Source organism: Longilinea arvoryzae, from assembly GCF_001050235.1.
In the GTDB taxonomy this organism is placed as follows: Bacteria; Chloroflexota; Anaerolineae; order Anaerolineales; family Anaerolineaceae; genus Longilinea; species Longilinea arvoryzae.
In genome coordinates this window covers 252,632-267,534 of sequence record NZ_DF967973.1, presented here as the reverse complement: position 1 = coordinate 267,534, position 14,903 = coordinate 252,632, and the positions used below count along the sequence as shown (strand labels likewise).

10 protein-coding genes are annotated in these 14,903 nt (G+C 50.7%); 1 reads left to right on the top strand and 9 read right to left on the bottom strand.

The features are described 5' to 3' along the window. Nucleotides 1-33: 33 nt before the first annotated feature. Nucleotides 34-981: a TaqI-like C-terminal specificity domain-containing protein gene (locus tag LARV_RS19685; protein ID WP_201785965.1), complete on the top strand. Its 948-nt coding sequence runs from the start codon at nt 34-36 to the stop codon at nt 979-981. Nucleotides 982-1,017: 36 nt separating this feature from the next. Here LARV_RS19685 and LARV_RS19680 read toward each other — a convergent pair whose 3' ends face one another. From LARV_RS19680 to LARV_RS19640, 9 genes are all read right to left on the bottom strand, one after another. After that, complete coding sequence (locus LARV_RS19680) at nt 1,018-4,917, bottom strand: Eco57I restriction-modification methylase domain-containing protein (protein ID WP_075075511.1); 3,900 nt, start codon at nt 4,915-4,917, stop codon at nt 1,018-1,020. Next, a complete protein-coding gene (locus LARV_RS19675) occupies nt 4,914-8,222 on the bottom strand; it encodes a helicase-related protein (protein ID WP_201785964.1) in 3,309 nt (1,102 codons plus the stop codon). The genes LARV_RS19680 and LARV_RS19675 overlap by 4 nt, the downstream gene beginning before the upstream one ends. A 319-nt stretch (nt 8,223-8,541) precedes the next feature. Continuing rightward, nucleotides 8,542-9,153: a class I SAM-dependent methyltransferase gene (locus LARV_RS19670; RefSeq protein WP_075075510.1), complete on the bottom strand. Its 612-nt coding sequence runs from the start codon at nt 9,151-9,153 to the stop codon at nt 8,542-8,544. A 691-nt stretch (nt 9,154-9,844) separates the two neighbouring features. Next, nucleotides 9,845-10,438, bottom strand: a complete 594-nt coding sequence (locus LARV_RS19665; RefSeq protein ID WP_075075509.1) for a YdeI/OmpD-associated family protein — start codon at nt 10,436-10,438, stop codon at nt 9,845-9,847. Between the two features lie 93 nt (nt 10,439-10,531). Then, complete coding sequence (locus LARV_RS19660) at nt 10,532-11,173, bottom strand: NapC/NirT family cytochrome c (RefSeq protein WP_075075508.1); 642 nt, start codon at nt 11,171-11,173, stop codon at nt 10,532-10,534. Nucleotides 11,174-11,319: 146 nt separating this feature from the next. Then, complete coding sequence (locus LARV_RS19655; protein WP_075075507.1) at nt 11,320-11,655, bottom strand: transcriptional regulator; 336 nt, start codon at nt 11,653-11,655, stop codon at nt 11,320-11,322. Further along, the gene (locus LARV_RS19650) at nt 11,639-12,250 is read right to left on the bottom strand and encodes a hypothetical protein (protein WP_075075506.1); all 612 of its coding nucleotides are present in this window, start codon (nt 12,248-12,250) and stop codon (nt 11,639-11,641) included. The genes LARV_RS19655 and LARV_RS19650 overlap by 17 nt, the downstream gene beginning before the upstream one ends. A gap of 199 nt (nt 12,251-12,449) precedes the next feature. After that, on the bottom strand, nt 12,450-13,289 hold the full coding sequence (locus tag LARV_RS19645) for a histidine biosynthesis protein (RefSeq protein WP_075075505.1): 840 nt from the start codon (nt 13,287-13,289) through the stop codon (nt 12,450-12,452). A 27-nt stretch (nt 13,290-13,316) separates the two neighbouring features. Further along, the gene (locus LARV_RS19640; RefSeq protein ID WP_075075504.1) at nt 13,317-14,879 is read right to left on the bottom strand and encodes a PTS sugar transporter; all 1,563 of its coding nucleotides are present in this window, start codon (nt 14,877-14,879) and stop codon (nt 13,317-13,319) included. Nucleotides 14,880-14,903 lie beyond the last annotated feature (24 nt).

Here is a 14,903-nt window from a genome sequence, read left to right as displayed (position 1 = left end):
AATAGGAGCCTTTTTATCGAGCAGCATTCAACAGTGAACAATTTTTCCATTAGCAAAAGTTGGAGTATCCTTTCGGATATTGAGCAGCGAATTAAAGCCAAAATTGAAGAAGTTGGGGTACCATTGAAGGATTGGGATATTCAGATTAATTATGGGATTAAGACCGGCCTAAATGAAGCTTTTATTATCTCAGGTGAAAAGAGAAAAGAAATTGTCGCGGCAGATCCAAAATCTGCTGAAATAATTCGACCCATTTTAAGAGGCAGAGATATTAAACGTTATGAATATAAATTTTCCGATCTATGGCTACTTCACATACCTTGGCACTTTCCTTTACATAATGATGCATCAATAATAGGTGCTTCGGAAATCGCGGAATTTCAGTTTAAGGAACAATTCCCTTCAGCCTATAATCATCTGTTATTGTATAAAGATCAGTTATTAGCTCGAAATAGAGCTGAAACAGGAATACGATATGAATGGTATTCTCTCCAGCGGTGGGGCGCTAATTATTCGGACGATTTTTATAAGCAGAAAATTGTGTATGCAGAGACTATGCGCGTTCATAAGAAAACAGATAGTGATCGTTTTCCACGTTTCTCTTATTCAGAAGAAGGGATTTTCCTAGATAAGACGTGTTTCATGATTACTGGCGACAATTTGTTATATATTTTACCTATATTGAACTCCAAATTAATGTGCTTTTTCATTCGTAACAATATTGCTGTTTTAGATACAGGTGGATTTTTAATGCAGAAAATTTATATCGACCGATTACCAATACCGCCTGTCTCTGGGGAAAATCGCAATAAATTAGAGACACTTTGTGTCCAAATCTTTGAAGAACGAAGAAGGTCGTTGAATAGCTATAATCTCGAAGACGAAGTAGACTCTATTATCTACAACTTGTATGGTTTTACCCGAGACGAAATTGCTCATATTGAAAAGATTTCATCTGAGCTAAGATCAATGAGTCGATAATGACACAAAAAAGATTGGATGATTATTAGGCATAATTTACCCCCCCCCTTCAATAACATTTATTTCATCTTGTGTGAAACCAAATAAGCTGTATATTTTGTTGTCTAGTAAATTTTCTATATCTTTAGTATTTCCACTATCCTTCTTAGTGTCTAAAATGCTCTCTATTAACTGTGTAAACGGGATTTGTTCTTGAGAGGAAAGTTTTGGTATTGGAAGTGTTTCTATTTTATACTTTAACCAGCGAACTGTTCCCATCCCTGTTGTTGTACCAATTTTTGAAAAAAAGTATCTTGAAAATTTCGAGTTCAAGAGTCCTAGAAGATAAGGCAAAGAATCTCCGGTCATAAAGAAAACCGTATTGGATAAAAATAATGATCCCGATAAATCAAAGGCAAATTTTGGTTCGTCAGAAATTTCGCCCCAAATGATTTTCTGCTTATAAAAATCGTCCAAATAAACACAGCTTCTTAAGTTATAAGGAGTATCTCCCATGTCAGATCTTTTAATCAATGAATCACGAAAACTATCAAGATGCGCTTTTATCGCAGGGAAACAATTTTGATCAATCCGGGGTATGTTCTCATTGGGTAATCCGTTATGAGTATTGATCAGCCATAAGTCACAAAATTCATACCTATACCTTTTGATATCTCTGCCTCTTAAAATGGGTCGAATTATTTCAGCAGATTTTGGATCTGCCGCGACAATTTCTTTTCTCTTTTCACCTGAGATAATAAAAGCTTCATTTAGGCCGGTCTTAATCCCATAATTAATCTGAATATCCCAATCCTTCAGTGGTACCCCAACTTCTTCAATTTTGGCTTTAATTCGCTGCTCAATATCCGAAAGGATACTCCAACTTTTGCTAATGGAAAAATTGTTCACTGTTGAATGCTGCTCGATAAAAAGGCTCAAATTATTTAGGCTACCTTTATCAAGAATCGAACACCCTATCGTTTGATTTAGATTACTCGATTTTTCTGATATTAAGATATTCACATCCACAGTGGCCGATTCAAAAATCTTCTGACCTGAAAAATCAATAAGTAATAGTGGATTGGTATGGTCCGCAAAGTATTTTCTTAAAGCTTCACCATAACCTGCTCGCATCCATTTATTGCTGGTTATATATGCCAAAATGCCTTTTGGCCGTAGCAATTGAAACCCTTTTTCATAAAACAGGCAATATAAATCACCCATCCTTGCAAAAGTTTCATACCCCATCCTTTTTAATACATCAGCGCTTTCACCTAATGACTGAAGTTGTACATAAGGCGGATTTCCGATCGTTATATCAAAACCATCCATGATTCCAAACATCCATTCAGGATCGAAGAATCCGGCGCTGGCATTCTGATCAAAGGGATCCCATCCCGCTAATTTTTCCGCGTTGTCGCTTTCCAAACCCTGCTTTACCAGCAGTTCAGCAATTTTAGTCCTAATCTGTTTATCGGCTTGGCGATAATTTTTTTTAGTTTCATGGCTGCGCGCCCGGAATATTTTCGATCGTACCTCCTTAAGCTCTGCTTCCAGTTGTAAAACTTCCATGGAAGTAAGTTGTTGCGCAGTTCCCTTCTGAGGTTTTTTCAAAGGCAATAGCGTTCGTAATTCTTCCAATTTGGTGTGCGTTGTGAATATCCACTCCACCTGCAATGGCGCCCAATCCGGAAACCTGGTCATGACCTGATTGATCTCATCGCCCAGCTTTTTTGCGCTCTGCAAATATGAATCTTTCAGCTCCGGGTTACGCATCTGTAAATACTGCCTGAAATCATTCAGCACCAAATCGGCCTTTTCCTCCACTTCGGGCGGAACCTCTGGCACATTTTCTTTTGGCTTCTGACTTTCAACCGGCCGTTCAATCCCAATCAATGAATTCGCCGCTACGAATTTGGTCTCCAGGTTAGGCAGCGGCAGAATCCCCAGGTTTTTCTTTTGGGGGTCAACCCTTTGTTCCACCACCAGTGAAATAAAGAAGCGCAGTTTGGCAATTTGCACCGCGATCGCCTGGATATCCACGCCGTAGATGCAGTTTTCAATCAAATACAACTTGCGTCCATAGTCTCCGGAATTGTTCTCAAAAGCTTCGTCGATGTCGATCAATCGCTGCTGGCGTTCTGCTTGATTTCCGATTCCATAGGCTTCCTCTGTCTCGCGAATGGCTTTCTGCCGTTGCACTTCCCGCCATTTGGAATTATCCGGGTCCAATTTTCCCAGGATGAACACCAATTTATGCAGCACGCCCATCGGAAAAGCCCCCGAGCCGCATGCCGGATCCAGCACCTTAACCGCGTCAATCGCCTCGATCAAAGCTTGCGATTCGGCCTCGTCAAAAGCAGTTGGTTCCTGCTCGTAAGACATTAACTGGCGCAGGCGTACTTGCGTTTCATCCCCGCCGTTCAACTTGGTTTCCAGGTAGGCAATCAGCGATTCGTCAACCATGTAATTGACGATCTCACGCGGCGTGTAAAAGGATCCGGTCTGCTTGCGGGCGGTGGTGCCCGTTTCGGGGTTATAGGCCGCCAGCAGATTTTCAAACACCTTACCCAGCAATTCCGGGTCGAGCGCAATTTCCTCTTCCACCGGCGTGTTCTCTTCGATGGTGAATTTATAGTTCTCGAAGATGTGAATCAAGCCGCGAACGCGTTCGCTATTGCGCCGTTCGTCGCCATATTCCTCGCTCAGGTCTACCGCGTGTTCCTTGCCAAAGAAAAGCTCATCCGGCACAACCGGTTGATTTTTGGTGATTTCTGAAAATCCGTCGATGATCACCTCAGGTTTCACATCCCGTTTATCCAGGCATTCGAATAGACCGCCATTTAAAAACGGAATCCCCGAAAAAAGCCGCAGTGCGCCGTCCGGGTCGTTAAAAGCATCTCGAAATCGGTAAACCGTTGAGATTCCGTAATGTCCGTCCCGCCCGCCCGGTTTGTCATTTTCGTTGCGCCAACGGCGCAACGGTCCCATTTCTGTGTTCAGCGTGGCAAAAAACAGGTTTTGCAGGATGGCTTTAAAATACACACTCTGCTTGCTGTCTGCCGGCTTCAGTACCTTCTTCAGCTCTTGTTCATTGAATAGTTCTTCCGGTACCAACCCTTTTTCTTTGATGAACCACACGAAGATCAGGCGCGTGATTAGTCGAATGACTGCTGTAGCCCGCTTGGTTTCGCTGTTTTTCCCGTCATCGTCCGGAAAGCGCACCTTTTTAACCGCCCAGAAATACCAGTCTGCAACCTCTCGAAAAAACTTTTTGTTCAATTCAGAAATATCCAGCGTCTTTTCCCAGGCTTTTTGCAATTCTACAAAATTGCTAAAGTGCTGGCGTTGGTACAGCATATCGAATGAAAGATCTGCCAGAATCTCAACATGCGCTCGTTTTGTCGCTTGCAGGTGGATATCCTTGATCAGTGTCACCTTTTCAAGCACATCTTTGCTGGCATCCCGTTTATTCATTCGCCGGGCAATAATGGAGATTGAAAGGCATTCATCGTGCTTAAACAACACCATCACCGGCATCGAAAAAACCTTATTAATCTCGCGCGTGATTCCCGCCAGTTGCGTGCGCGTATATTTGGCCTGTTGTAATTCAATCGCGAAAAACAGGTAAGAATCGATCAGTGTTTGGTCCACGCGCTGATTTCTGAACAGGCTGGCTTGTGCCCCCAGGCTGTCCATGACTTCTTCATCCGTGATCTGGAACAGAAAATCGACCGTTTTCCAATCCTCAACCAGTGCTTTTTCAAGGCTCAGCTTTCCAGCAGAGTCAAACTCCAGGCGGAATTGATCCGCAGAATTGGGTTCCAGGGTGATTCTTTTTTCGCTTCGGTATCCCAGCGTATTCAGCAGCCCAAGCGCCGCTTCGCGCAGGGGTCGTTTCTCGAATTCATGGATTGCAGACTGGATGGCGGTTTTGAGTTCTTTGTCGGTTTTCATGCGGCTTCTTTTTCGATGATTAACCAGGTGACCAGTTCAAACTCGGTTTGCGAATTGACCTGCTCATTTTCGGACGGAAGGACCCCGCCCCGCCCCGCGGTCAGCGCACCAATTGCCCGTTTTCGATAAGCCTTGCTGATCTCATCCAGGCCTTTTTGGAGCAAATCGTTATATACCTGCATCTCACTACCGTTATGGGTCTGCTCATTAAAGCACTGGCATAAGTCCTCATAAGCAGATGTTTTGCCATCACATAGTTCCCGGAAGATCGTCAAAATTTGTTTGGGGTGCGTGAAATTATAGCGCACCACTCCATCTTTCCGGACATATACCAGGAAATATGGCTGCAAGGGGTTCACTGTCGCACCATGTTTTGCTTCCCCCTTTTGCTTCAGGCAATAAATCACCCCCGGTTGAACGATCATGTTTGTCGCGGTTCCCGGTACGATCGCGTACAATCCCAATGGCGCATCTTCCAACAGCTTCCGGTTGGCTTCGATATAGCGGTTCAGGTCGGCGCGGAAGTCATCCAGGGTGAATTCCGTGAGGGAAATCCCGTCATCCACATCCTCAAGGTCGAGGATTTCTTCTTTCAATTTTTTCAGTTGCTTATCGCGATAGCGTAAATCTTCTTTAATCAGGTCTTCAATCGCTTCATTCAGCAGATTATCGTCAGCGGTAGCGGTCAGGTCCACCAGCGCCATGCGCGCCTCAACCCGCGATTTCAGCGTGATGTACTTGTCCAAATCCTGCGTTGGCCAGAAGTTGATCAAGTACACCGACGGATTGATGCTTCCAATTCGGTCGATTCGCCCAAAACGCTGGATGACCCGCACCGGATTCCAGTGAATATCGTAATTGATGAGCGTATCGCAGTCTTGCAGATTTTGGCCCTCACTGATACAGTCGGTGGCAATTAGCAGGTCGATCTCTTCTTCCTGCGGCATCGAGTGCATTCGATCACGGTGCTTCGCGATGGGTGAGAAGTTGGTCAAAATCTGATTGAAATCGCTCTTTCCTAAGGTCGTTTTATTCTCAGAAGATCCACCCGAAACGACCGCAATATGAATGCCGAGTTCCTGCCGCGCCCAGTCTTTAAGGTTTTCATAAAGGTATGTCGCTGTATCGGCGAAAGCCGTGAACACCAGCACCTTGCGATTGGGGACGCCCGACTTGGTTAAAGTGGGGCTCATCACCTTTTTCGAGATGATTTCTTTAAGTCTGGCCAGTTTGGCATCCCGGTCCGCTCCCACCTGGTTGGCAACCAATTGCAACATGAACAATTTATCACGATCCCGTTTTAAATCTTTCAGCCACTCGGTTAGGTCTAGGTGGGCCATTTTAATTTTGGCCTTGCTGACTGCAAAGGCTTCTTGCAATTCCTCGTCGTCCACATCCTCGATTTTCAAGTCATCCCAATCGACATCCGGGTTTTCTACCTGGTACTGCTGGAAACGCCGAATGCGCGCTGAAAGTTCGTCGATCTTATTTATTGTGCGTTGCAACGTGAGGTCGAAGGAATGCACCGAACTTTCAAGGCGTTTGAGGAAGTTCACCTTCATCATACCAATCAAATAATTTTCGCGCTTGGCCTGGGTGAAGGCTTTTACGGTCGATTTATCGTAGAGATTCACGAATTCGGGCTTTAGATAAAAAGAGGGATTGAATAAGGATAATTTATAATTGTCGATTTCAACGTTCAGGAGGTCATAAGTATAGAACTTACCTTCCAGATCAATTTCTGAGTATATCGATTCGGGTTTCTCGCGTTTTGGAAAACCGCCTAATTTATCGATCGAGTCTTTATAAAACCGTTTTATATGGTTTCTTGAACGGGCTATCGTTAAAGCATCCAGCAACTTAAAGAATGCCGAACTCAAACGTTCAAGCAACACGCCAGTATTTCGTTCCTGGTCTTTCTTTGCCCAATCACTAAACGTCACTTGTGCTGCGCGCAGCGTTTCTGCAATCGATGCAAGCCCCAATGATTCCTTGAAGACATCATCCTTGTTCTCAGTGATGAAATAAATCTGATTGCGCAGGTCTTTCAGGTTGTTATTAACCGGAGTGGCCGAAAGCAATAATACTTTTGTTTTGATGCCCGATCGGATGATATCTTCCATCAGTCGTTCGTACCGGCTCATGCGAATTACGTTACCGTTATCATCTCTGCGGCCCGGCGTGTTATTGCGGAAATTATGCGATTCATCAATCACCACCAGGTCGAAATTGCCCCAGTTAAAATTGTCCAGGTCGATATCCCCTGAATGACCTCCATCCCGGCTCAGGTCAGTGTGACAAAGCACGGTATAGCTGAAGCGATCGCGCAGCAGCGGATTAAGCTCGCTGTTATTTTGCGCCTGGTAAATTGTCCAATTCTCTCGCAGTTTCTTCGGACACAGCACCAAAACGCGCTGGTTACGCAGTTCAAAATGCTTGATCACTGCCAGCGCCACGAAGGTTTTGCCCAGCCCAACGCTATCAGCCAGAATACACCCGCCATAAGTATTGATCTTATTGATCGCGCCTCTCATGCCGTCCTTCTGGAACTCAAATAGCATTTTCCAGATTTCGGTATCCACAATTTGAGGTTGTAAATTTGCAATGCCATCTTTACTTTCATCAGATAAGCTGGCCTCAAATATATGAAATAAGGTTTTAAAGTAAATAAACTCAGGCGCATTATCCTGATAGAGTTGTTCGAGATAGCTCAGCACTTCATCCCGGACGTCCTCAACCCTATCCGGGTCATTCCAAAGCTCTTCAAACCATTTTTTCAGTTCCCGGCGATCTCGGTTGCTGTCCACCACCAGGTTAAGTTCAAAATTATTATTGTGGTCTCCCAGCCCCAACCCACTGACAGTGAAGTTCGAGCTGCCCAAAATCGCATCTTCCACCCCACCATTTGCGATGTGATACATTTTGCCATGTAAAAGGTTAGATTGCTTGACGGACCGGATTTCTACTTTTTGTGCGATCCATTCCGCGCATTCCTTGGCGGCCTTGCGTTGAGATAATTGGTTTATTAACTTCAGTCCATTATCTCGAATACCATAAGCTTTTTTTTCAGTCTTATTGGGGTCCAGAGCCCGAATAAAGCTCGGTTCGCCAAATAAGAAACGCAAATGCGCAATCTGATCCAGATTGCCTTTTAAGGCTTCATAAGCATAGATTGTAAAATACGCAGAAACGATGGATAACTCAGAGCCTTCTCGGATTTTTTCCTGTAAGAAGGCCGCTACAGAACCACGTGAAAAGTTGTCACGAATACCTGAATCTTGTATAGCCGGTGGAATGAGTGTCACTGAATGCTCCAGAATTATGAAGGCTACCTGGTGAAGATAATTACCCATGATTATACAGTGAATAGTTAAAAGAGTTACAACACGCCAGGAATCTCTCTACAAATACAATATCATCCTTTTTTTGCAAATCCCGCAACAATCCTCCACTGACCTCAGACCTCATCGAAGAAACGCTCATAATGCCACAACATGGCACAGGCCGGGTGCACCCTACCAGAGCAGGCCGCTAATCGCGAACGGCCAATCACTGACAGCGTTACGGGGAAGATCGATGTCAACCGGAGGCCATCTCCCTTTCCGGGCGCTGTATCCGAGCCCATCAACCCGCCCTGCGCCTTGCGCCGATGACCTGAATATTGTCCTCGATCCTCAAAACCTCATTCGTAAAACCGGTCCTTTGAAGAAGGCGCGTGATCTCTTCGGGCGCGTAGAGCTTCACATCCCCCTCCTGCATGAAGCGGATGAATGGGTTGAAAATCGTTCTGAAGAAGGCCGGATAATAGACCTCAGCGATGTAAAGCATTCCATTGGGCTTTACCACCCGAAAAGCTTCCTTTGCGAAGCCGGCGATATCCGGGAAGTGGTGAAACGCGGCGCATACCGTGACGACATCGAAAAAGGCAGCTTCGAAGGGCAGCTGGTTGCACCGCGCGGTTTCGAAAACCATGCCCGGGTCGATCCGTCTGGCATTCTCGACCATTTTTTCCGAGATGTCGACGCCGTAGCCCGAAAAATGATGACCCCGCGACAGCATCTGCAAGAGTCTGCCGTTTCCACAGGCAATGTCGAGCACGCTGCCCCCTTCCGGGATACGGATGATCTTCACCAACTGCTCTTTGAAGCGATAGGTGAATTTTCCATCCGGCGTGTCATCGTAATTGTCCGCTTTTTGGTTATAGCTTTTCATCGAACGTTCTTCGTGAATGTCCATGAATATTTCCTTTAAAGATCGAGGTTTGTGCAATCCATGCGGTTCGGATTTCTCGATTATACCTGCCGGGGCGCTCATCCGTCTGAAATCCTGGCCCGGCAGGAGGCACGACCGGCGGCCCTTGTAAGGGCAATTCATGAATTGCCCCTACAAGGGTCGCCCGGGTTGGTGGGTTGCAGGGACGCGGAGCCAAAACCGAATCATTAACAGCTAACAGCTAACGGTCAACTGCTAAAAGCCAATCGCTAACAAGAGACCCCAGGGACTTGGCGGGTTCCCTGAGGCCTCTGCCGGGCGAATGAAGGCTCAACGCGATCAAAGCGTCGTTTTGCCCTTCTTGTCGTCCTTTTTCACCTTCTTCTTCTTCATTTTTTCCTTGTCCTTGCCTTTGCCTTTGTCCATGCCTTTCGCCATCGGTTCTCCTCCTGGTGCGTGGGTTGAATTGGGTACGAATCATAGAATAGCATCGATTGCGCCAATGCACAAGCGGCGGGAGGAAGAGAACAGGGATGAAGATGAAGAGGAAGAAAACAGGATAGACAGGATTAGCAGGATAAAGAAAACAAGGATAAAGAGAACAAAGATGAAGAAAACAGGGATCAGGAGGATGAGGAGGATGAGGAAAGTGCCAAAAGCCAATTGCTAACGGCTAACCGCTAATAGCTAATCGCTAACGGCTAACCGCTAATTGCTAATCATTAAGGCCCTTCCCGGCGAGGATCTGCGGCAGGCATTTTTCGATGCGGGATGAGCGGGTTTGGGATTGTTTGGGCGCGGAAAAGTAGAGCAGGTAGGCTCGCTGGCGGCCGGGCGTCAGGGCCTGGAAGGCGGCTTCGAAGGCCGGATCGGCCGCGAATTTCACGCGCAGTTCGTCCGGCATGGAAAATTCGGCGGTCGCTTTGAAATTCACCTTCAGCCCGGCTTTTTCCACATCGATGGCTTCCTGAATGTAGGCTTTGAGGACCGGCTCCAGCTCGGCGATCTGCTCGGCCGCGGTGAAGCGGATCTGGCGGCTGGCCTGCACATTTTGGGTTTGCTGGACCAGGATCCCCAGGCTGTCCTTCAACAGGGCGCCCTTGAAAAATAAAAGCGCGCAGTACTCTTTAAAAACATGCATCAAAACCACATTGGCACGATCGATCGTGTAACACGGAACGCCCCACTTGAACTCCTCGGTCAACGGACTGTCGAGCAGGATCGGCCGCAAGGTCTCCAATGCTTCGCGCCACTTATTGGCATTTTGGATATATTGATCGACTTTCGGATGGGTCGGATGGGTTGTCATGGCATGCGCTCCCCGGATCTCCCGTCAGCGGAACGTTCCCTTTCAGCCGGATGCGGCGCGGCGCAGATTTCCGCCCGGCCCGGGCCGGATTTGTTAACCCTCGCCCGCCACCCGGTGACAGGCTTCGCACACGGATTGCACGGATTGGATGTCCATAAATCCATTGTCGGCCGTGGAACCCGTCGCATGGCCGGCGTGGCAGCTCACGCAGGTGGCCGCGCTCTTGTCGAGGCCCTGCCAGCGCGCCAGGAACTGGTGCCAGTGACCCGCGCGGCCTTCCTCCATCTGGCTGCCGGGCAGCGCCGGGGCCTTCAACTGGTAGCCCTCCTGGGTCACGGCCTGGTGGCACTTGAGGCAGTTGCCGTCCCCGATCGGGTGGGTCAGCGGCGCCGGCTGGACGGCATTCTTTGTGTACCAGCGCAGCGCGTTTTGGGCGCCCATCAGCTCGGCGGCGAGTCTTCCGCTCAGGCCCGACCCGGCGTGGCAATCGATGCAGCGCGTCTTCTGGCCGGTGTGAAACGAAGCCAGGTCGACGCCAGCGGCAGCGGTCGAACGCTCGTAGTAGGTGCTCTCGGGCTGGGTGTGACAGGAGGCGCAGAAGGAATCGTGCGATTCCTGGGCGGCGGCAAAGCCAAAACCGGCGATCGCCAGAATCAGTCCCAGCGCCAGCAGCCCGGCCAGCACCGGGATCAACGCAGAAGATTTTTTCGGGGTGGGTTTGCGTCTGGCAGGCATGGGTTTTCCTCCGGATTCGAAGATTATCGATCGGATTTATTATACAATCAGGATGGCCGCGCGGGCAACGAAAACGGACCCATCAGAATCCAGCCTCGATCCTTAATTAAGAACAAACCGGGCGCTTGAACCGCCCGGTTTGCCGGTCATTCCGGATTATCCTTTGCGTTCCACGCCTGCGCCGATTTGCGCAGCTGCTCCAACTGCTGCCAGTGGTGCTCGATGGCCGTTTTGCCCGGCCCGGTCAGCGAGACCATGGTGTTCGGCCGGCGGTCGACGAAGGTCTTTTCCAGTTTCACCAGCCCGGCTTCCTCCAGTTTGGCCAGGTGCCCCGACAGGTTGCCCTGGGTCAGCCCGGTCAGGTGCTGCAGGAAGGTGAAGTCCGCGCTGACGCAGGCCGAAAGCGCCGTCAGGATCGCCAGGCGTGCCGGCTCGTGAATGACCTTGTCCAGCCCGGCCAGTTCCTCAAATACTTGCGCCATCTTTCACCTCAGCATCCGCCCGCAGATTGTTCACGAGGTACAGGTGATCCACCACCCCACCCACGATCATGGATAATCCCAGCAGGATCCACCCGATGTAGCCCTGGGTATAATCGAACAACCAGGCTTTGTCCACCCCGCCCAGAAGCGGCAGGAAGGAAAGCGCCACGAACAGCATGCCGTAGATGGCGAAATGGACGCGCTTGATCCACCAGGCGAAGGAGAAGAAGAAAATGGCCCACGCCAATCCCTGCAAACTCAACTTCAGACCAAAATTGTAGGTCAAAATGGAATCCAGCAGGATTGTCAGGAAGATCAAAATCACGGCAGCCAACACGAAGACAATCTCACGCACGTGATAGCGCCGGGTTTGGACCACTTTGCCGTGGCGACGGTTGTAGACCGCCTGGATCAGGACGCTGCACAAGAGCGCCAGCGCCAGAATGGCCATGAGCAGACCCCTGTCTTTGAGGGGACCCAACCAGCCGAGATTAATGGCCGCCAGGAGGAGAAAATAGACCCCAATCGGCAGGCTCTTCAGGCCCTGCAGATTGTTAAAATGGGTCGTGATCTTGCGAATTTCGTTCGTATTCATGATGGACTGCATCCTCCGAAGAATTTTCTTGCTGTAAATTAGTATATAGCATTATTTAGTTTGTGTAAATAGTTAGTTTGTATCACAAACTAAAGGGTCGAAGAATAGGCGGGTAATCCATCCCACGCCCCCGCCTTAAAAGCAACGCCCCCGGCCAGGTCCGACCTGCCGGGGGCATGCATACCATTAAGTACACGGGTTAGCGCTGTAAGAAAACACCCACCGTATCGGCCACCGCCTTGCGGGCGATGTCGTCGAAGGCTGTGCCGACCACCAGGATGTTGACGCCAGTGCCCCGGAAGGCCTTGAAGTTGACGGCGTTGATGCCGCCCTCGGCCAGCGTGGGCACAGTGACCACTTTGAGCATGGCTTCGAGGCGTTCGCGGACGGGTTTGGCGATCTCGCCGGCGGCCACACCTTCGTAGCTCATGCCGGTCATCAGGCCGATCAGGTCCGCGCCCAGGTCCTGCATCTTCTTGGCCGTCTCGGCCACCTGCGCGGGGGTCTCGGCGGGGATGCCGAACAAATGCCGGTCACTCGGGTGAGCCACGTAGGCGTCGACCAGCATGCCGTACTTGTGGCACAGGTCGACCATGTCCTTCAGGTCGGCGTAGGTCGATTTGTGGCAGTGCACGCCGTCGGCGCCGGCGCTCGCGAGCGCGTAAGCGTGTTCATCGGTGAAGGGCATCGGCATGGTCTCGGTGAAGGTACCCGGGGCGCCCACGGTGATGTAGATCTCGGGGCCGACCACGGCGCGCACGCCCGCCACGACCTTGCACATTTCCTCGAACGGGATCTCATGGCGGATGGCTTCGGCGTTGTGCATGCTCTTGACGCCCTTGTGTCCGCGGGCCAGGGCCACCGCCGGATGGTTGGGCTCCAGCAGGCGCGCTCCGGCCTGCACGGCCGCCAGGGCCAGGCGGGCGTCGTCACCGGTGATGCCGGTCGCCAGCAGCGTGGTGCCGCCGTGGGCCTCGATCGCATCCATGACCTTCTTCAAACCAAAACCACACTTCCTTTGCATATCTCCAATAATCATTCTTACCTCCAAAGTAGATTGAAAATGCTATGCTTCAGCGACAACTTCTTTTTTCTTGGCGGTGCGGTTGAAAATGATCGTCAAGACACAGGCCAATCCCATGGCCACCAGCATCGAAATCAGGAAACCGATCGGATTGTTCGAAAGGGTCGGGGCCACAATCGAGGGCACGTAAGCCGTCCCGCGCGCGTTGAAGAACCCGCAGAACGCGCCCGAAACCATGGCCGAGAATAGCGCCGTGCCGAAGATGCGCTTATCCGCGAACATGAACGGGTAGGCGGCTTCCACGAAGGTGCCAAAACCGATGTTGACCAGGAAACCCGGTGCAGCGATCGAAGCCTCGCTCTTCTGGCGCGGCGAGATGATGTTCGCCAGCGTGATGCCAGCCGAGACCATTACCAGGCCGGTCATGTCGATGGCGCCCAGGAAGCTGTTGCCGGTGGTTTCCATTTCCAACAGAACGATGGGCAGGATGGCGGCATGATAGACGCCGCCAATGATCGCCGGCCAGATCAGCAAACCGGCCACTGCGCCCGCCAGGACGGCGTTGAAGTCCAGCGCGGTCTGGATCAGCGTGCGCACGCCGTTGCCAGCCCATAACGTGATGGGCGCCAGAACGAAGTAGACCACCAGACCCGAGACCAGGCCGCCTATGGCGCCGGCGATCAGGCTGGCCGTGGTGGTGGGGAAGCGCATGCGGAACGACCAGTTCAGCAGATAGCTCGACAGGATGCCGGCGCCAATACCGCCGACGATGCCGCCCAGAATGCCGCCCTTGACCGAAAGCGTGCCGGCCACAACACCGGCCACGATGCCGACTTCTTCCAGACCCGAAACCTGCTTGGCAGCCACCACCGCAACGATGACCGGCAGCGCGGCGATCAACACATCGAACAGAGGGCCGACGGTATCCTTGAGGAAGGGCAGCTTGCCGATGGCCAGAACGAGGGCCATGGCGATGAAACCGGGCAGCGAGCCCATCATGATGCTGCGGAAATTGATGCGCTTCCAGATGTTGCCGGTTTCCACCTCGGTGGCTTTACCGATCACCGGGGTGTATTTTGACTTCCAGGTGCTGGCGAAGGCGGAAATATAACCGACCGCGCGGGTGCGGTTGGTGGTGCCGGTGGTGCCGGACGCCGAAACGACATTGGCGCCGGCTGAGCGCGCATCCGCCATCGAGGTGCCGCCCGTCCCGGCCACGGGGATCTTCTTCTCGGCCGCTGCGGCGATGACCTCTTTGTTGGTGCCCTTCGGATCGGCGCTGACCATGACCAGGGCGTCCACTTCGCCGGCGCGAATTGCCGCCGCCAGGCGCGCCGATTCGGCGAGCGCCTGCCGGTTGGCTTCTTCGAGCGTGGCTTCGGGGCCGGCCGCCGGACCATCCGGGGTCATCGTCCACAGGGCGGCGGTCGTCTTATCGGTGATGTGATCCATCGTGGTCGATGCGGCCACGAAGGCGATGTGGCTGACCTCGAACCCGGCCGCGGTGGCCTGACGCACCACTTCGTCGAGCAGCGCGTGCGGGTCTTTTCCGCCCAGCACATACAAATGACCCCCAGAACTACCAATGAGCGCGATCTTTTTCATCCTGAATCTCCTTGAATGATGGAT

Excerpts from the sequence above, each read along its gene's own strand:
- LARV_RS19680 (WP_075075511.1), bottom strand. The coding sequence starts at position 4,917 with ATGAAAACCGACAAAGAACTCAAAACCGCCATCCAGTCTGCAATCCAT.
- LARV_RS19670 (WP_075075510.1), bottom strand. The coding sequence starts at position 9,153 with ATGGACATTCACGAAGAACGTTCGATGAAAAGCTATAACCAAAAAGCG.
- LARV_RS19665 (WP_075075509.1), bottom strand. The coding sequence starts at position 10,438 with ATGACAACCCATCCGACCCATCCGAAAGTCGATCAATATATCCAAAAT.
- LARV_RS19660 (WP_075075508.1), bottom strand. The coding sequence starts at position 11,173 with ATGCCTGCCAGACGCAAACCCACCCCGAAAAAATCTTCTGCGTTGATC.
- LARV_RS19655 (WP_075075507.1), bottom strand. The coding sequence starts at position 11,655 with ATGGCGCAAGTATTTGAGGAACTGGCCGGGCTGGACAAGGTCATTCAC.
- LARV_RS19650 (WP_075075506.1), bottom strand. The coding sequence starts at position 12,250 with ATGAATACGAACGAAATTCGCAAGATCACGACCCATTTTAACAATCTG.
- LARV_RS19645 (WP_075075505.1), bottom strand. The coding sequence starts at position 13,289 with ATGATTATTGGAGATATGCAAAGGAAGTGTGGTTTTGGTTTGAAGAAG.
- LARV_RS19640 (WP_075075504.1), bottom strand. The coding sequence starts at position 14,879 with ATGAAAAAGATCGCGCTCATTGGTAGTTCTGGGGGTCATTTGTATGTG.